This is a genomic window from Bacillus swezeyi, from assembly GCF_030908325.1.
Classification (GTDB): domain Bacteria; phylum Bacillota; class Bacilli; order Bacillales; family Bacillaceae; genus Bacillus; species Bacillus swezeyi.
Genome location: NZ_CP133085.1, coordinates 3,975,410 through 3,993,192 on the forward strand (window position 1 = coordinate 3,975,410; position 17,783 = coordinate 3,993,192).

Below are 17,783 nucleotides of genomic sequence, written 5' to 3' on the forward strand. Positions count from 1 at the left end.
ATTAGATATAGTAAATAATGCCTATTTAAACCCCAAACCATTCACATCCAGGCTTTGATACACTCTTAAAAAAGCGGCCTTCTCTTGCTCCCAATTGTATAAACCTCTGGCTCTAAGACTGTTTCGACTTAAAGCATCTCTTAAATCTGGAGCGCTCAGCAGTTTGTTAACTCCTTCAGCAATAGAATCTGGGTCATGTGAATCTACAATTATGCCTGTATTCTCTCCTTCTGTCACTCTCTTGATTTCCGGAAAATCACAAGCAACAACCGGCACACCGGCCATCATATACTCGAACAGCTTGTTCGAAGAAGCTGAGTAATGATTAAAACATACATTGTTTAAAACCTGAAAACCTAAATATGCATTGCGCGTATATTTAGGGAGCTCTGCCAATGGGACCTTTGGCAAAAATTTAACCTTGTCCCCAATCCCTATTTCATCAACCATTTTTTCCAATTCGGGTTTAATACGGCCGTCTCCAATCAATACAAGTGTTCCTTCATTAAATTTTGGAACTGCTTTAACGAGGTTTTCGAGTCCTCTTCCGGTTTGTATGCCCCCTTGATACAAAAGGATTTTTTCATTTTCCGGCAGGTTCAGCAGGCTGTGAAGATCGATTTTTTCGCTGAATTCTTCTGTTTGTTTAAATGGATAGTTGTGCACAACATGCGGATAAAAACCGTAAAGATCCTCATTATACTTTGCTCTTGTATGGTTTTCGACAATCATCCCGTCTATTTTATGAACTAAGAAAGCTTCCAGCTTCCCGTAAAAACTGCTATTATATCCCGTTCTGCTCGTTTGAACTTCGTGGGAATCATAAATCAGCTTTTTTTTCTTCAGGCGTAATTTTGAACAAATGTAGCCTTGCGGAAGTGTATTTAAATCATTTGAATGATAAATGTCGTATGTCCTCTTTGCCCCTTTTAAAATCATTCTTAAAATGATGCTTCCTCTGACAATAGCTGTTTTGAGTTTCGTTTTGAGAACAGCTAAAGCAAAAAAAGTGCAAATGATGACAGGAATTGGCATCAAATAAGCTGCCAACAGCCATAGAAGGACAGCCAGCAGCAATAACAATTTATGCCGCTTAAGACGCTTACTGATCATTTGAAAAAACAGCAGGCTTTCCGGATATCTTTTTACACGATGCACCCTAAAATGTTGATTGTATTCTTCAAAAGTCTTAAGATTAGGGTCTTTTGGGTCGTGTATACAAATCAAATCAACATCGTAGTTTTCTTCGGACAGAGCTGTACATTCCCTCATAACCCTAGCGTCATTTGTGAAATGGTTCCAAACAAACATACAAACTTTCGTTCTCATCATAATCAACCTTTAGCAATTTGATCTAACAAATTTGTTAATTTGTTAATGTTATTTTCCCACAAGAAATTTTCTTCGATAAATTTCCCGCAATTTGACTGCATATCCCGTAATAGCTTAGGATCATGATATAGCTTTAAAATATGATTTACCATTTCATCAACTGATTGACTGCTTGTTACGAATCCGATTTTTTCATTTTCAATCAGTTTTTTAGGATATCCAGACAACGATGCGACAACAGGAAGTTTGCATGTTAAATAGTCAATGATCTTGCCCGGCAGCACCGTTTCAAAGACCCTGGAATTATTGAGTGTTGCAATTCCCACATCACAAAGCGACATCCGGTTTAAACAATCCTGTCTTCCCATCGGCTTGATAAACTTTACGTTTTTTAGATGATGGCGGCGGACAAAATCTGTAAAAGTCTGTTTTTGCACCCCGTAGCCGATAACATTTAGTGAAATATGATGTTCACCAAGCTTTTTTGCCAGCTGCATGAGCATTGTGACATCTTGAGCCAGGCCAATATTGCCTGCGTACACTACATTAAATACGGAATCATCTTCGCGTTCTCTTAACACGATCTCTTTTCTTCTTGCTGCATTCGGGAGAAACATCAGCTTCTTTGTTAATCCCTCAGATTTATTTTTAAAATGGTCTATAAATCCTTCACTGTTGATAATGATGCGGTCCGCTTTTTTGTATAAAGCAGATTCCATTTTTTCAAACAACCAAATAATAAAGGAACGATTAAATACACCGACACCTTTTAATGATTCAGGCCATAAATCTCTGATATCCAGCAGCAGTTTAGCTTTGTAACGGTATTTAGCGGCTAAACCGACAAAGGCTACAAAAATAGGCGGAGAAGTAACAAACACAACATCATATTTATTTTTATCCTTCTTAACGTAAAAAAACATTTTTAACATGATCTCAAGATAATAGAAAAGGCGGCTAAAGAAGTTGGAAGAATACTTTTTATTTCGAACTGACAATCGAGTAATTCGTTTTCGGTCTAAATCGATATCTCGTTCATTCCAAAAACCGTCTTGAGAATAAATGTCCCTGGAAGGATACGTCGGCTCTGTGGTTAAAACTTCTACATGGTAACCTTTTTGTTTAAGCATAAGGAAGATGGTTTTCATACGATTACCCGCACTGCCGATTTCAGGATAAAAATTTTGTGTGATGATTAAAATTTTCAAATAAACTCCCCGCACTTCCACAAAAAATTAAAATATGAATTCTGCGTTTGAATCAGATTGCCAGCATTACCTCAAAATAACAATTATGAAAGCAAACCACCAAATGAAACAGATTCATATAATTCTGTAAGTCTATCTAAGATTATAATATTTACAAAACGACAATTGCAACAGGAGTTGGCGAATTTCGACACAATTCTCTTTTCCTTTTTAGGAAATTACGCCTACGAAAATAGGAAGCAGGTCCCTGCTCCCTGCTTCCTACCGATAAACCGGTATATCATAATAAAGCGTATAATCATCAAGCAAAGCATAAAGGCTGTACATTCTCCCCACCTGCTTATAAGCCCAGCCGACATCTGTCGCATACTGATGGACGGCGTTCGGCGACCATCGCATTTTATAGAGAGTGTCTTGTTTGTAGGTTTGATGATGAATGTATTTTTCGCCGATGAATTTGGCTCCGCCCATGATAGCGGCTTCAGGTGTGAACCAGCCTTGTTCATATGCGTATTTTGCGCCATAGTAGAGCGGATTGCTATCATAAGCTCCGACTCCGTACATATTGTAAACCGTTTTGCCGTTGAAGCTCGTTCCTTTTGCCAATAGAGAGGTGCCGTTTCCTGTTTCGAGGAGCGAGTGTGAAATCAGATACAGTTCGTTGATGCTGTACCTTCTGGCTGCATCGATAAACGCTTGGCCTTTCCCTGTCAGAATCCCTTTGTTATAAAGAATTTTCCCATTGATCTCTGTTGCATTCAAACCGGCTGTTTGGGAAAGCTTTAGAAATTGAAAATAAGCTGAACTGCCCTGTGTGAAATGATCTGGATTGACATATTTCTCTACTTCTTCCCTGCTGGCATTTCTCCAATTCATTCTCAGTTTGGCCCAGCCGTTTTCTTGGGAGATGATGCTGACTTTATCTCCTTTTTGCAGTTGGCCGATGATATTGCCGCTTATCACACGGGGGCTTGATCTGACATTCAGCAAATCAGCGGTTACAGTTTGATTGACTGTATTGATATAGCTTAAAGAGACATATGCGGCTGCATCGGTTTGCGGGCTGACTTTCACCTGTTTATCAACCATCTGGTTCAGTGTGATCCCGTAGTCGGTCGTCATCATTTGCGGACCGTTTTTGATTTTGACGATATTCGCCGGCCATCCGTAGTTTGATTGAACCTGATTCGCCGCTGCCGCAGCCCGGTCTTTTCCTGTAAACCGCTCGTGAATGGCGATCTTAAAGAGACTGATCGTCTTCGTTTGATAAGATACGCTGACAGTGTTTTTCTTAAAGAAAGCGAGGCCCCTGTCAAGTGCTGATTTACTTGTGATCGGACCTGATGTCAGCCGATACTGCCTGTAGCCGTATTGACCGGTTTGCTGAATCGTGCCCGCTATATTTCTCTTCCTGAAAAAATCGAGCGCTTGATTTAATTTGGTTTTATTGACCGCAGCTTCCGTACTCAGTTTGTATCGGCTGTACAATTGGCCTGTTTTGACGACGTCGGAATGAATGCCGTTGGCCTTGAAGAAGCTGAGCGCTTTCGTGATGTTTTCCTGTTCTAAAACGGCTTCTGATGTCAGCTGAAAATGGCTGTACACCTTTTTCCCCGTTGCTGCAGCTGTACCGGCGGCACCGTTTTTCTTAAAGATGTCCAGCCCTTTGCTGATTTTCTCCTGTACAGATGTTTCGCTTGAAACGATCCGATAGCGGCTGCTTATCACGCTGCCTGCCTTTTGGGCTGAAGCCTGCACTTTTTTGTTCTTAAAGAAATTGAGCGCGTCGTTCGCTTTCTTTTGTTCGGAAACCGGAACGGTGACAATCCGAAACGCCGTCTGCTTTTTTCCCGCTTTTGATGCAGTGTAGCGCCACGTTTTCTTTTTGAAAAAAGCGTTTACTTGACTTAGGCTTTTACCGTTCAGGTTTTTCATGGTAACAATCCAGAAACGGGTCCTTTTCACTTTTTCAATGCCCGGGGAGACGCCTGTATTTTTTTTAATCTGGCTGACGGCGTTTTTGGCGCTTTTTTCATCTTTAAAATAGCCCGATTTTACATTGTATAACTGTTCGGGCTTTCCGGCGGCTTCATATGACGCTTTGATCTTCAGCTTGTTTTCAAACTGCTTCATTAGGTTTTTAGCGTTTGCTTCGCCCTGGATCGCGCCTGTCGTGATGTTATACTTTGGCTGCTGTTTTTTTAATAGCTCAATCGACCCTTTTAGCGCGGTTTGCTTTTCAAATTGCGCGAGCATCGTTTTTGCTTTGCTTTCTCCTGCAATTTCCCCGGATAAAAGCTTTACTGTTGGTTGTCCGGTTCCATATGGGCGGTATGCCGCTTTTAATCCTGTCCCTTTTTCAAAACGGCTCAGCAGGCTTTTTGTTTTTTCTTCACCCTTGACCGCTTCAGTGACCACGTTTACGTACGGCTCTTGTTTTCCTGCCGGTGTATATGACGTTTTCAAACCGGTTTCTTTTGCAAGCTGGAGAGCCCATTCTTTCGCTTTCGCTTCCCCTGCAAACGTCTGTGAGACAGCTTTTGCTAAAGGCTCGCGCTGTCCAAGAGGACTGTATGTTCCTTTAAGGCCGGTTTCCTTTTCAAACTGAAGATGAAGGCTTTTTGTCCTGCTTTCTCCCTCAATCCCGCCTGTTGTCAATTCATATGTCGTTCTGTTTTTTCCAGAAACTTGATGCTCTGCTTTCCATCCCGTATCTTTTTTCAGTTTTTCAACCGCTTTTACAGCTTCGCTTTTACTATGAAACTCTTTTCCTGTTTCAATCTTGTATACGGAGGTGTCCGTATATGCTGCAAGAGCATGGTTCGCCGGGATTGCTGCATGTATGAAAAGTAAAACCGCAGCGAAAAAAACGGCTGTTCTGATTGACTTATTCACATTGTCTTCTCCCCTCGCCTAAAGCCTCCTAATTTATCAAACTTGCTTTCTCTCTATATCGGCAAGCCGACACCGTTTTTTCACAAAAAAAAGCTTAGCGTCCCTTTTTCAGGCCGCCTAAGCTTTTTCTTAAATATGTGAAACGATCATTTCGCATGTTCCTTCTATTGTAAAGTCGTTGGTTTCTGCCGGCAGGATAAAATGTGTTCCTTTTTTGATCGAAAATGTTTCACCGCCCTGGGTGAGCTTAGCATCTCCTTCAATGACGCTGCATAGAAGGAAGGGGTATTCTTGAGTCAGCTCGGCAAGTCCGTCGACATCCCATTTGTATACTGAAAAATACTCTGCTTCTACAAATGTTTTAATGGTGATACCTTTTCGGGTTTCTATTGATTCATCCGTGTATCCGTCAACATGCGGGACTGTTGTGACATTGATGGCCTGTCCAAGATGAAGCTCGCGCTTTTCTCCATTTTGATCCGTCCGGTCATAATCGTATACCCGGTATGTCGTATCAGAGCTTTGCTGAGTTTCAAGAACAAGCGTGCCTTCGCAAAGGGCGTGGATTGTACCGCTCGGCACGTAATAAAAGTCGCCCGGTTTGATTTTGATTCGCCTTAATAAATTGTCCCAATCGCCGCTGTTCATCATTGTGACAAGCTCTGTCCGCGTCCTTGCGGTATGGCCGTAGATGATCTCTGCCCCTTCTTTGCAGTCGAGGATATACCAGCACTCCGTCTTTCCCAATTCACCATTTTCATGTTCTCCGGCATAATAGTCATCAGGATGTACCTGAACCGAAAGATCTTTAGCCGCATCGAGAATTTTCGTCAAAAGCGGAAAACGGTCGCCCTCTATGCCGCCAAACAGTTCGCGATGCTTGTCCCAAAGCTCGGCGAGCGTTTTTCCTTTATACTGTCCTGAAGCCACGAGATTCGGTCCGTGCGGATGGGCGGAAATCGCCCAGCATTCACCTGTCAAATCTGAAGGGATATGATAACTGAATTGTTCTCTTAAAGCCGTTCCTCCCCATATCCTCTCTTTAAATTCAGGCTGCAAAAATATTGGCGATTGCGTCATGAAGCCCTCTCCCCCTTTGTTGTCTTCTAGCCGTTGGTCAATGTTCGACTATGTAAATAAAACGCTTTCTTTTATCGTTTGACATACGCTAAAAATGATAAACCTTTTCATATTCATTATGACGTTATCTCAAAAGAAGTCAATGCCGATAAGGAAAAAGCTGGTTTCCGAATAAAAAGCAGAAACCCGAAGGCTTCTGCTTATGTTAACTCGATAATCCTTTGATTGGAACTTCCTCTGTACAATAAAGTCAAATCTCTATTCGTAATCTCGAACGGACCGTCTACTAACACATCACAATAGGCTAATAGAGCGCTGTGCTTTTCATTGCTTAAAATCTGTTCATACGTATATCCGCTGTACAGCCATATATCCTTTTCCGAGTGCTGCCTTATTTTCTCCGACAGCTCGATCAGCTCGCTAGCATGCAAGAGCGGTTCCCCTCCTGAATACGTCACATTTGTGAGAGGGTTTTTCATGATTTCTTCAAAGACTTCGTCAACGCTCATGTCAAATCCGTTATTGATGTTCCAGCTCTGTTTATTATGACAGCCTTCACACATATGCGGACAGCCTGCCAAAAATACAACTGTTCTCAGGCCCTCTCCGTCTACGATGCTGTCATGAATTATATTCATCACTTTCATAGGTGCTTCACTCTGTCCTTTTCTTCTTGTCTTTTGGCAGAATTCCATTTTGACATGTCTCCGACTAAATACCCGGTAATCCTTCTGATACGTTCAATGAATGCTTCATCACTGTTTTTGCACTGCGGGCATTCATTATCAATGATGCCGGTAAATCCGCAGGCTTTGCAATGATCAACGGGATGGTTGATGGATGAGTATCCCATGCCTTCTTGGCGCATCGCATTGACAAGTGTATCCATCGCTTTAATGTTTTTCTTTGGATCTCCGTCCAGCTCGATATAGCTGATGTGCCCGCCGTTGCACATCAGATGGAAAGCCGCTTCTTTTCTGATTTTTTCGATTGCAGTCAGCTTATAGTGGACAGGGATGTGAAACGAATTCGTATAATAAATCCGGTCCGTTACATTGTGAATGGAGCCGAATTGGATTTTGTCTTTTTTCACGAATTTACCTGACAACCCTTCTGCAGGTGTAGCGATCAGCGAAAAGTTCAGCTTGTATGTTTCTGTGGCTTCATCTGCCCTGTCTCTCATATATTGCACGATTTTTTTCCCAAGCTCAAACGATTCTTCGCTTTCTCCATGGTGTTTTCCCGTCAATGCTGTCAAGGCTTCAGCCAGTCCGATAAACCCTATGCTCAACGTACCATGCTTTAAAACGTCTTCAAGCGTATCGTCGGGACCGAGCTGCCCGCTTTCATGCCAAATGCCTTGCGAATACAGGAATTTGAAGTCTTTCGCTCTTTTTTTACACTGAAAGGCGTACCGTTCCAGCAGCTGTTGAATCGTTAAATCGATATAATGGCTTAAAGAAGTAAAAAACTGTTCTATGTTTTCGCTCAGCAGCGCAATTTTGACGATGTTGATCGACGTAAATGACAAATTTCCTCTGCCGATGCTGTTTTCTTTTCCATGGATATTGGACATGACACGCGTTCTGCATCCCATATAAGCAATTTCACTTTCCGGTGTCCCGTCATAAAAAGGCTTGTTCACCGGAGAGTCAATAAAGCTGAAGTTGGGAAACAGCCTTTCTGCGCTCGTTTCTAATGCCAGCTGATATAAATCATAGTTTTTGTCGGTCTTATGGACGTTGATTCCTTCTTTCATTTTGAAAATCTGGATTGGAAAAATGGGCGTCTCCCCTTTGCCCAGGCCGGCTTTTGTCGCCTTGAGAACGTTTCTGATCAGCATGCGCCCTTCCATTGATGTATCCGTCCCGTAATTAATCGAGACAAACGGAACCTGTCCGCCGCCTCTGGAATGCATGCTGTTGGCATTATGTATAAAAGCTTCGCACGCCTGGTAGGTTGTCCGGTCCGTCTCTTCCCATGCCATTTCCCTTATTTCCTCTTCAGTTAATGAAGTCGGATATTGTTTGATCCGCTTGACATGTTTTTCAAAGGTTTTGCGGACATAAGGCGCCAGGTCATAATCAAACATCGGGAATGACTGGCCTCCATGCTGCATATTTTGATTGGATTGAAAAATGATAGATGCGAGTGACAGGGCGCTCATAATGTCTTTCGGTTCCCTGAGGGAGCCGTGGCCTGTGTTAAACCCGCCTTTTAACAGCTGTCCTAAAGGAATTTGGCAGCAAGTCGTTGTCCCGCTCGCCATAAAATCCAAATCGTGCGGATACAACACATTGTCATCGACCGCCTTCTTTATTTCCGGCGACATTAAGTAATGAAGCGCATAATGTCTGGAGCTCTCGGATGCAAACCGGCTCATTTGCCCCATCGGGGATCGGCCGTCTACATTGGCATTTTCCTGCATAATATCATGGTTTCCATATCCGACGATGTCGTGAAACGTTTCTGTCAGTTGTGATAATCCTTGTTCTTTACTGCCTGTTGTCATCCTGATCTCTCCTATTAAAACCATATATTGTGTTAGTTATATATACAAACACTACATATTGATATTAGCACGGATTTCAGTCGTGAATTTCAACAATTTGGTGACGTTCTTTGAAAACGCCGGAAAAAAAAGCGCCGCGGATCTGGACAGTCCCGCGGCGCTTTTAAGCCTGAATCATTTATAGTCAATCGTTATTTGTTTTGGAGGCTTTCTCTGTCTCGTTCTTTTTTCTATCCAAACGGTCGCAAGCGGTGTCAGAAGTGAAGTGACAATGACGCTTGTGGCAATAATAGCCGTGGCTGACTCTGCCACAGGGGCAAACATCGGGTTTGCATCCGCCAGGGCGTATGGGACGGCTACGGCCGCCCCGGCGGTTGATGACGCCGCCACCCCGGCCACCCCGTCTCCTCTCGCAATAAACTTGTCGAGTAAATAAAGGGAGGTTCCGGATAAAATGACGACCGATACACCGACAAAAATACCTAAAAGACCGGATTGAACCAGCATTTTAAAATCGAGCGTGTTTCCCAAAGAAAATGCGAAAAACGGGATGATCGCAGGGACGACCTTTCCAAATAAATCACGCAGATCAGGGTCAAGATTTCCAAGTATGCAGCCAAGCAAAAACGGGATCACGGTTGCAGCAAGCGTCTCCCATGGAAATGCCGCCAGCCCTGTTACACCAAACGTTACCATCGTCATAAACGGGCCTGATTCGGTGCTGATAAAAGCAAAAGCACCTGCGTCTTCCTTTCGCCCCATATGGTTCATTAACGCCAAGTACAGCCCGCCGTTTGTTTCATTCATGACCGCAACGATCGCCAGAACCGACAATCCTGCAAAAAATCCTGTTTGAATTCCTTCATCGGGAATAAACTGCGAAGCGATCAATCCCAATACAGCAGCAAAACCAATCTTGCCGATCAGAAGCGTCAAACCTTTTCTGGCAATATAGCCTGAAGAGCGAAAGTCAATGGTGGCCCCCACACAAAAGATGAATACGCCTAAAATCGGCAGTGTTCCAGTAATCAGGGCACCCGTAAATCCGCCGAAAAATTCTGCCGTTCCGGGGGCGAACGTATTCAGCGTTGCGCCAAGAAACAGCGGAATGATCATCATGCCCCCCGGCACACGTTCAATCGTTGCTTTAATTTTCATCATTTAATCTCCCATTCTAAAGTAATGAAAACACAAAGCTATTGATCTACCAAAACCCGAATGATCTTCACGCTGCAGGATGGTTTATTTTTGTTTGACCCGTCTATTCAAGATGTGCTGAAGATCCTCTTCTGAAACTTTATCCAGCTGGCTTCCCACTCCTACGGCCAAAGCCCCGGCATCAAGCCATTTTTCCACCTCGCCCGGATGAATTCCTCCGGTCGGAATGAAGCGGATATTTGGGAAAGGGCCGGCGAGATTTTTCATATAGGAGATTCCTGAAGTTCCGCCGGGAAACAACTTAAGAATGCGAAATCCCTTTGAGACCGCTTCCATAATTTCGCTTGGTGTTATCACGCCCGGTATAAAAAATGTATGCAATGATTCAATTTCATCGGCCAATTCTCCAGAAAACCCCGGGCTGACGATAAATTTCGCCCCTGCTGCAGCGGCTTCCCGCGCCTGCCGGCTTTCAATAACCGTTCCCGCCCCCACAAGAATGCCGTCTTTTTTCGCCAATTTTTCGATCAGCAGCGACGCACCCGGCGTGGTATATGTGATTTCAATCGCAGTAATTCCTTTATCGATCAGACGCTCAATCGCTTCTTCAGCCGCTTCCATATTTTTCGCACGGATGACAGCGATCAGCCCGGCCTTTGCAAGATGCTCCTGCACTTTTTCGATCATGGACATTTCCATTATGGTTAACCCCCTATTTTTTGATTGTTTCTCAGGGCCGTCATAAAGTCTTTCAGCTGATCTCTCGACGGAAGGCCCTCCATATCCCCCGGAGCCATCACAGCGAGCGCTCCGATCGCATTTGCTCTTTGCACAGCTTCTTCCAATGGAAGCCGGTCTAAAAGTCCGCTGATGATCCCCACGGCAAAGCCGTCCCCCGCTCCAACGGTGTCGACCACTTTCTCAACGGCATAACCGGGCACATAGCCGTCTTTTTCGGCTGTCCGGTAATAAGCCCCCTCTTTTCCAAGCTTGACGACGATAAGCTTGACTCCCTGATTCAAGTAAAATTCCGCGATTTCTTCAGGTGTGTTGAACCCCGTCAGCAGCTTCCCTTCGCTGATTCCGGGAAGAAACCAGTCAGACTGGACGGCGATTTCATTGATCGTATGAACCATTGTCTGCTGATCGGGCCAAAGCTGGAAGCGAAGATTCGGATCAAACGAAATCGTTTTTCCGTCTTTCTTCATTTGCTGAACAGCATGGTGTGTAAATTCTTTCATGTCTTTTGATAATGCCGGCGGTATACCCGTCATATGCATATGCTGCGCCTGCTTGAAATACTCGGCGGGATAATCGTGTATACTCATCGTACTTGCGGCAGACCCTTTCCGGTAATACGTCACATCGGGATCTCCGTTTTCAACCTTTGATTTGAGCAGTATCCCCGTCTGTCTGCCTGCCGTGCGTTTGACTTCCGAAATATCGACTCGTTCCTTTTTTAGTTCATTTAAAATAAACGTTCCGAGTGAATCATCCCCGACCTTGCTCATCCAGCCTATCCGAAAGCCTAAGCGGGCAAGCCCGACAGCAACATTCGTCTCAGCTCCGGCGAGCGCCTTGGAAAATGAAGACGCTTCATGGAGTTCACCTGCTTCATTAGCGTAGAACATCGCCATGGATTCACCGAATGTCATGACATCAATTGTCATTCTTTCCCCCCCTATTCAAAATGGTACCGGTTTCAAATGTACTGTTAGAAAAACACTCTCTCCCGGATGCCGGGAGGGGCGAGTGTTTTTTTGAAAGTGACGTTCTTCTTATAATGAATGTCTGAGGACTAATTCCGCCTCGAGCTGGATCGTTTGCGGAGCGCTTACGTCTCCTTCAAGCCGTTTGATGATCCGCTCCATGGCGACCCTTCCCATTTCATGCGACGGCTGAGCGATGGTTGTAATTCCCGGACCGATTAACTTATACCATTCTGTATCATCGAAACCGGCAATCCCGATGTCTTCGGGAATGGATGCGCCCAGCTCGTAAAGGCAGCTGATGATTTTCAGCATCAAAAGCCCATTGTTTCCGAGAATGGCTTTTTTCCCTTCATTCATCGTCAAAAAGCTGTTGACAGACTGTAAAAGTGCCTCTTTGTCTTTGGCGTCGACTTCATAAACGAAAGGAATGCGCCCGGCATTGCGTTCCAGCGCAATCTCTGTGTAGGATGAAACTCTTTCTTCCCGCGGACTGATCCCCTTCATCGGTTCGGTAAACAAGCCGACATGAGAATAGCCTTTATCATACATCATATTAACGATCTGACTTGTGACGTCGCGGTTATTTGTTGTGACTGCATCAAGCTTGAGCCCGGGCACTTTCCGGTCAACGAGCACAATGGATACGTCCTGGCTGATCAAATCCATTAGCACATCGTTGTTCTGGCCGGTGGTATTAATGATCAGCCCTTCAATGTAGTGCGCTTTCAACTTATAAAGCATTTCTCTTTCTTTCTCTGGGCTGTTATCCGTATTGCAGACCATAATACTGTATCCATACTGATCACAAACCTCTTCCACGCCCCTCAAGGTCGCAACTGAAAACGGGTTTGTTATATCGGCTACTAAAAAGCCGATGACTTTGCTTTTTTTCACCTTCAAACCTTGGGCCATCTGACTGGGGCGGTAATTCAGCTCCTCGATTGCCTTTTTAATGCTTTGAACCTTTTTTGGTGAAATGGCATCAAGCTTCCCATTGATGTAGCGGGAAACCGTTGATTTTGAAACGCCCGCATGTGCGGCTACTTCGTTGATGGTTACTTTTGCTGTCTGTTTATCCTTCATTCAAGTACTCCTATACGCCTTAAATTTGAAACCGATTTCAAAAACCTTATAACATTAGCATATCACATCAGCGAAATTTTGGAAGAGGCATTTTGAAAATGTTAGATTTGCACCCGCAAACATCAGAAAAATATGAAAAGGCTGTTGACGATTACCATTATTTGCTTTACAATTCATCTTTGAAACCGTTACCAAAAATTTTGATTCTTCATTCAAGTTAAATGAAAACGCCCTATCCAAGGAGGAGAATGTATGGAAAATCGTTACTCTGTTCATCCTGAACAAGCGAAACGATTCACAACCGCAGAGCTTCGCGAGCATTTTTTAATAGAATCATTGTTTGTTGAAAATCGGCTGAACATGTTTTATTCGCATGAAGACAGAGTTGTGATCGGTGGAGCCGTTCCTGTAAAAGAATCGATTCAGCTTGATGCCGGTGATTTCCTAAAAACGGAGTATTTTCTTGAACGCCGCGAAATCGGGATTGTGAATGTCGGCAAACCTGGTGCGGTAAAGATCGGTGATGAAGAACATGTTCTGGGGCATAAGGATTTTCTGTATATCGGTATGGGGACTCAAGACGTTTATTTCTCAAGCTTGGATGAAGGCGCAGCTAAGTTTTATTTTGTCTCGGCGACAGCGCATCAACATTATCCCGTCCAAAAAGCTTCGCTATCCGAACTGCCATACGACCATTTGGGGGAAGATGCCTCCTCGAACGTCCGCAATCTTTATAAAGTCATTCATGCAGACGGCATTCAGAGCTGTCAGCTGATGATGGGCATCACCTTCCTTGAGCCTAATAATACATGGAACACAATGCCGGCCCATGTACATGACCGGCGGATGGAGGCTTATCTTTACCTTGACCTTGATGAAGATAGCAAGGTGTTTCACTTTATGGGGGAACCGGAGGAAACGCGCCATCTTGTAGTCGGAAATGAACAGGCTGTCATTTCACCGGCATGGTCTATCCACTCAGGTTCCGGCACCTCCAATTACTGCTTTATCTGGGCAATGGCCGGTGAAAACTACACATTTAAGGACATGGATGCTGTCCCGATGAATGTCATACGGTAAGGATGTGAAGTGAGATGGGACATCCTGAATCATATTTTTCTCTTAAAGGCAAAACAGCGCTTGTCACAGGGCCCGGCACAGGGATCGGCCAAGGCATCGCTACAGCTCTCGCAAAAGCTGGGGCCGATATAATCGGTACGGCCCATACGAGCGGACTTGATCAAACAAAACGGCTCATTGAAGATGCCGGCAGGACGTTTACGTCTTATCAGCTTGATATGGGGAACCTTGACGAGATTGAGTCTTTTGCAAAAGAAGTTCTTGACCGTCATCAAATCGACATTCTGGTCAACAATGCCGGAACGATCCGCCGGGAAAAAGCGGCTGAGTTTTCCCGGGACAACTGGGAAACGGTGATCAATGTCAATTTGAACAGCTTATTTCTGCTGACACAGGCCGTCGGCCGAAAGATGATCCAGCGCAAACAAGGAAAAATCATCAACATCGCCTCTCTTCTTTCGTTTCAAGGCGGTATTCTCGTTCCGGCATATACGGCGAGCAAACACGCGGTAGCCGGACTAACCAAGTCTTTCGCCAATGAATGGGCCGCTCTTAACGTTCAGGTGAATGCGATTGCACCGGGATATATAGCAACCAACAATACAAAACAAATCCGCGAAGACAAAAACCGCAATGAGGAAATTTTAAAACGAATTCCGGCGGAGCGCTGGGGACAGCCGGATGACATTGCCGGTGCAGCACTGTTCCTTTCGTCTCCGGCTTCAGATTATGTAAACGGACACGTGTTAGCCGTTGATGGCGGATGGCTGGCAAGATAAACTTTCGAGGCTGCCGGCAATGGCCGGCGGCCTTTCATGCCGCCGAAAGTTCCTATGGCTTTAAAATGACTTTTATGGAATCATCTTCATGATCGTTGAACAAGCGGTAGGCCCGTCCCGCTTCTTCAAGCGGAAGCTGATGTGTAATGATTTCTTTCGGGTCAAATTGATTCTCTTCAATTTTCTTAAAAATCTCAGGCATTAAATGAATCACCGGCGCCTGCCCCATTTTCAGCGTGACATTCCTGGCGAAAAACGCGCCGAGGGGAAACATATTATAGTTGCTTCCATATACACCTGTGATCTGCACCGTTCCGCATTTCCGTACCGCCTTTGTTGAAATCTGGATCGGCCCGAGCGTCCCGCCCTGAAGCTTTAATTTTTGTTCAAGATATTCAAGCGGCGATTTTTTCCCATCCATGCCGACACAATCAATGACGACATCTGCTCCGCCCTTGGTGATTTCCTTCAAATGCTCCCCCATATCAGGATATTTTGTAAAATCAAATGTCTCAACACGGTTTAATGCTTCGGCCTGCTTTAAACGGTAGCTTAAGTAGTCTACGGCAATAACCCGTTTTGCTCCCTCCATCCAGGCAAACTTTTGCGCCATTAATCCGACCGGACCGCAGCCGAGCACGATGACGGTATCCCCTTTTTTGACGCCCGCATGAATCACGCTCCAATAAGCGGTAGGCAGGACATCTGATAAGAAAAGCAGAGATTCATCCTCAAGCTCGCAAGATTCGGGGATGACAAACGGCGTAAAGTTGCCGAATGGAACCTTCAAATATTCTGCCTGTCCTCCCGGATGATTGCCGAACTTCTCCGAATAGCCGAAATATCCGCCTGAATCATAGTGTGGATTGGAATTGTCACATTGGCTTTCCAATTTGTTTTCACAATAATAGCAATGCCCGCAAGCGACGGTAAACGGTATGACAACCCGGTCGCCCTTTTTCACCTTTGTCACGTCAGGTCCTGTTTCTTCAACGATTCCCATCGGCTCGTGGCCAAGCTGAAAGCCTTTAGGAAGCGGAAAATTCCCTTGATAGAGATGCAAATCAGACCCGCAAATCGCCGTAGATGTAATCCGAACGACAATATCGTCCTTTTTCTCAATTTTGGCGTCCTCCACTTGACTGACCTCAATATGCTGAGGCCCTTGAAACGTTACAGCCTTCAACCGGTCACACTCCCATCATTTCAGTTATTGATAGTGTCGCATAAAGCTGTGATCTTATTCAGATTTTTAAACAAACGTTTCATTAACAGAGGCTCTCCCGTATGGCACACAGAAAAAAAACTGAATCATCGGCGATGGCCATTCATAAATAAAAGAAACGGAGGTGTTATGATGCTGCTGCAAATATTAGTCGGGGGATTATTTGTTTTTATTGTTTTCTTTCTGGTGTTCAGGGGAATCAAATCGGGCCATTTGCCCCGTCATGATGACCAGCCGCCGGAAGATGAGGAAAGAAAAGATGAGTCATGACAGAATGCAATTCACCCGTTTGCCGACAAAAGAGGATGGCGGAACCATCCTCTTTACTGCTCAGCCGTTCGTGTCTCGGTTTTCGGACTGCCTCTGTGCTTGTCCTTTAAATCCTGTTCAATTTCCTCAAGGCTTTTTCCTTTTGTTTCTGTTACTTTAAAGAAAACGAACAGGAATGCAGCGATTCCTATTGCCGCATAACAAAGGAACAAGCTGCTGATACCCATCTTTTCGAGAAGAATCGGAAAGCTCAAAGTCACAATTAAATTGCCGGTATGGAGCATTAACGTTGAGACCCCTGTTCCAATCCCTCTGACACGGAGAGGGAATAGCTCAGGCAGCATCACCCAGACGATCGGCCCCCAGCTGACCGCAAACACTACAATAAACACCCCTAAACAAATGACCGTTGTCCATGCCGCTTCAATCGTATCTCCAAAAAAGATGTTGGTCAGCGATAGCACGATCAGACTGATGACCATCCCTGCATTTCCGAATAATAAGAGCGGTTTCCGGCCGATCCGGTCAATAAAGCGGATGGCCACCAACGTCATGAGAACATTTATTGTCCCGATTCCGACCGTGCCCAAAATCGCGGCCGAATTTTCAAAACCGACATTCGTAAACGTTTTCGGTGCGTAGTAAATGATCGTATTTGTTCCGATAAACTGCTGAAGAAAGGCAAGTCCAAGCCCCGCAATCAATGCCGGACGCACCCATGGCTCCAATAATTCTTTTAGACCTCCCTGCTCCTGCCTTTCCGCTTCCTTGATCTCCTCTGCTTCCTCCTCAACTCGTTTTTCTCCTCTCATCCTGCTCAACACCGCTCTCGCTTGTTCTTCTTTTCCTTTTGACAACAGCCAGCGCGGACTTTCCGGCATGAAAAAAATGCCGATCAAGAGACCGATTGACGGTACAAGCGCCAAGCCGAGCATCCAGCGCCAAGCCCCAGCATCACTAAAAGCGTAGTTGATCAGGTAGGAAAGCAGAATTCCAATCGTAATCATCAGCTGGTTCAATGATGAAAGAGCGCCGCGGGATTCTTTTGGCGCAAGTTCTGATAGATACAAAGGAACGATCGTCGTTGAACAGCCTACTGCAAGGCCGAGCACGATTCTGAAAGCGACCATATATTCCGTGCTCGGCGCCAGCGCCGTTCCAAGGCCGCCGATACAAAACAGCACCGCGGCTGACATAATCGCCTTCCGTCGGCCGAAGCGATCGGTCAGCCTGCCTGATAAACCGGAGCCGAAAATCGCCCCGATTAAAATAGAGCTGACAACCAGCCCTTCGGTAAAAGCATTCAGCCCAAGCTCCTCTTTCATATAGAGAATCGCCCCGGAAATGACACCCGTGTCATATCCATAAAGCACTCCGCCCAAGGCTCCAAAAAAATAAAGCCAGGCATTCGATCTCTTTTTCTTCATGAATAAATCCTCCTTCAGCGCC

Annotated in this window: 15 protein-coding genes; 3 read left to right on the top strand and 12 right to left on the bottom strand. The window is 44.9% G+C overall.

Annotation, left to right across the window (positions count from 1 at the left end; all coding sequences use genetic code 11):
- Positions 1-21: 21 nt before the first annotated feature.
- From RBH91_RS19915 to RBH91_RS19960, 10 genes are all read right to left on the bottom strand, one after another.
- Positions 22-1,332 carry a glycosyltransferase family 4 protein gene (locus RBH91_RS19915; RefSeq protein ID WP_307892667.1) on the bottom strand — a complete coding sequence of 437 codons (1,311 nt, stop codon included), beginning with the start codon at positions 1,330-1,332 and terminating at the stop codon, positions 22-24.
- Positions 1,333-1,334: 2 nt separating this feature from the next.
- On the bottom strand, positions 1,335-2,540 hold the full coding sequence (locus RBH91_RS19920; RefSeq protein WP_076759022.1) for a glycosyltransferase family 4 protein: 1,206 nt from the start codon (positions 2,538-2,540) through the stop codon (positions 1,335-1,337).
- Positions 2,541-2,801: 261 nt separating this feature from the next.
- On the bottom strand, positions 2,802-5,435 hold the full coding sequence (locus tag RBH91_RS19925) for a glucosaminidase domain-containing protein (RefSeq protein ID WP_307892668.1): 2,634 nt from the start codon (positions 5,433-5,435) through the stop codon (positions 2,802-2,804).
- A 129-nt stretch (positions 5,436-5,564) separates the two neighbouring features.
- Positions 5,565-6,515, bottom strand: a complete 951-nt coding sequence (gene manA / locus RBH91_RS19930; RefSeq protein ID WP_307892669.1) for a mannose-6-phosphate isomerase, class I — start codon at positions 6,513-6,515, stop codon at positions 5,565-5,567.
- A gap of 200 nt (positions 6,516-6,715) precedes the next feature.
- Entirely contained in the window at positions 6,716-7,162 is a 447-nt protein-coding gene (gene nrdG, locus RBH91_RS19935) for an anaerobic ribonucleoside-triphosphate reductase activating protein (protein WP_307892670.1), read from the bottom strand.
- Positions 7,159-9,027: an anaerobic ribonucleoside triphosphate reductase gene (locus tag RBH91_RS19940; RefSeq protein ID WP_307892671.1), complete on the bottom strand. Its 1,869-nt coding sequence runs from the start codon at positions 9,025-9,027 to the stop codon at positions 7,159-7,161. Before RBH91_RS19940 ends, nrdG begins: the two co-directional genes overlap by 4 nt.
- Positions 9,028-9,201: 174 nt before the next feature.
- Positions 9,202-10,185 carry a 2-keto-3-deoxygluconate transporter gene (gene kdgT, locus RBH91_RS19945; RefSeq protein ID WP_307892672.1) on the bottom strand — a complete coding sequence of 328 codons (984 nt, stop codon included), beginning with the start codon at positions 10,183-10,185 and terminating at the stop codon, positions 9,202-9,204.
- An 84-nt stretch (positions 10,186-10,269) separates the two neighbouring features.
- Positions 10,270-10,884, bottom strand: a complete 615-nt coding sequence (locus RBH91_RS19950; RefSeq protein WP_307892673.1) for a bifunctional 4-hydroxy-2-oxoglutarate aldolase/2-dehydro-3-deoxy-phosphogluconate aldolase — start codon at positions 10,882-10,884, stop codon at positions 10,270-10,272.
- A gap of 5 nt (positions 10,885-10,889) precedes the next feature.
- Entirely contained in the window at positions 10,890-11,855 is a 966-nt protein-coding gene (locus RBH91_RS19955; RefSeq protein WP_307892674.1) for a sugar kinase, read from the bottom strand.
- Positions 11,856-11,963: 108 nt separating this feature from the next.
- Positions 11,964-12,980 (bottom strand): LacI family DNA-binding transcriptional regulator, encoded by a 1,017-nt coding sequence (locus RBH91_RS19960; protein WP_307892675.1) that lies wholly within the window; start codon positions 12,978-12,980, stop codon positions 11,964-11,966.
- A 252-nt stretch (positions 12,981-13,232) separates the two neighbouring features.
- Here RBH91_RS19960 and kduI point away from each other — a divergent pair, with 252 nt between their 5' ends.
- Together kduI and kduD are read left to right on the top strand one after the other, a co-directional pair.
- Positions 13,233-14,060, top strand: coding sequence for a 5-dehydro-4-deoxy-D-glucuronate isomerase (kduI, locus tag RBH91_RS19965; protein WP_076759049.1), 828 nt, complete (start codon positions 13,233-13,235; stop codon positions 14,058-14,060).
- A 14-nt stretch (positions 14,061-14,074) separates the two neighbouring features.
- On the top strand, positions 14,075-14,839 hold the full coding sequence (kduD, locus tag RBH91_RS19970) for a 2-dehydro-3-deoxy-D-gluconate 5-dehydrogenase KduD (protein WP_307892676.1): 765 nt from the start codon (positions 14,075-14,077) through the stop codon (positions 14,837-14,839).
- 52 nt (positions 14,840-14,891) lie between these two features.
- Here kduD and RBH91_RS19975 read toward each other — a convergent pair whose 3' ends face one another.
- Positions 14,892-16,025, bottom strand: coding sequence for a zinc-dependent alcohol dehydrogenase (locus RBH91_RS19975; protein WP_307892677.1), 1,134 nt, complete (start codon positions 16,023-16,025; stop codon positions 14,892-14,894).
- A 171-nt stretch (positions 16,026-16,196) separates the two neighbouring features.
- Between RBH91_RS19975 and RBH91_RS19980 the strand changes: the two genes are divergently transcribed.
- Positions 16,197-16,334: a hypothetical protein gene (locus tag RBH91_RS19980; RefSeq protein ID WP_164470212.1), complete on the top strand. Its 138-nt coding sequence runs from the start codon at positions 16,197-16,199 to the stop codon at positions 16,332-16,334.
- Positions 16,335-16,387: 53 nt separating this feature from the next.
- On the opposite strand, the gene RBH91_RS19985 is transcribed toward RBH91_RS19980, so the two are convergent.
- Positions 16,388-17,761, bottom strand: a complete 1,374-nt coding sequence (locus tag RBH91_RS19985) for a sugar porter family MFS transporter (RefSeq protein ID WP_307892678.1) — start codon at positions 17,759-17,761, stop codon at positions 16,388-16,390.
- Positions 17,762-17,783 lie beyond the last annotated feature (22 nt).

Excerpts from the sequence above, each read along its gene's own strand:
- RBH91_RS19915 (WP_307892667.1), bottom strand. The coding sequence starts at position 1,332 with ATGATGAGAACGAAAGTTTGTATGTTTGTTTGGAACCATTTCACAAAT.
- manA (WP_307892669.1), bottom strand. The coding sequence starts at position 6,515 with ATGACGCAATCGCCAATATTTTTGCAGCCTGAATTTAAAGAGAGGATA.
- nrdG (WP_307892670.1), bottom strand. The coding sequence starts at position 7,162 with ATGAAAGTGATGAATATAATTCATGACAGCATCGTAGACGGAGAGGGC.
- RBH91_RS19940 (WP_307892671.1), bottom strand. The coding sequence starts at position 9,027 with ATGACAACAGGCAGTAAAGAACAAGGATTATCACAACTGACAGAAACG.
- kdgT (WP_307892672.1), bottom strand. The coding sequence starts at position 10,185 with ATGAAAATTAAAGCAACGATTGAACGTGTGCCGGGGGGCATGATGATC.
- RBH91_RS19950 (WP_307892673.1), bottom strand. The coding sequence starts at position 10,884 with ATGGAAATGTCCATGATCGAAAAAGTGCAGGAGCATCTTGCAAAGGCC.
- RBH91_RS19955 (WP_307892674.1), bottom strand. The coding sequence starts at position 11,855 with ATGACAATTGATGTCATGACATTCGGTGAATCCATGGCGATGTTCTAC.
- RBH91_RS19960 (WP_307892675.1), bottom strand. The coding sequence starts at position 12,980 with ATGAAGGATAAACAGACAGCAAAAGTAACCATCAACGAAGTAGCCGCA.
- kduI (WP_076759049.1), top strand. The coding sequence starts at position 13,233 with ATGGAAAATCGTTACTCTGTTCATCCTGAACAAGCGAAACGATTCACA.
- kduD (WP_307892676.1), top strand. The coding sequence starts at position 14,075 with ATGGGACATCCTGAATCATATTTTTCTCTTAAAGGCAAAACAGCGCTT.
- RBH91_RS19980 (WP_164470212.1), top strand. The coding sequence starts at position 16,197 with ATGCTGCTGCAAATATTAGTCGGGGGATTATTTGTTTTTATTGTTTTC.
- RBH91_RS19985 (WP_307892678.1), bottom strand. The coding sequence starts at position 17,761 with ATGAAGAAAAAGAGATCGAATGCCTGGCTTTATTTTTTTGGAGCCTTG.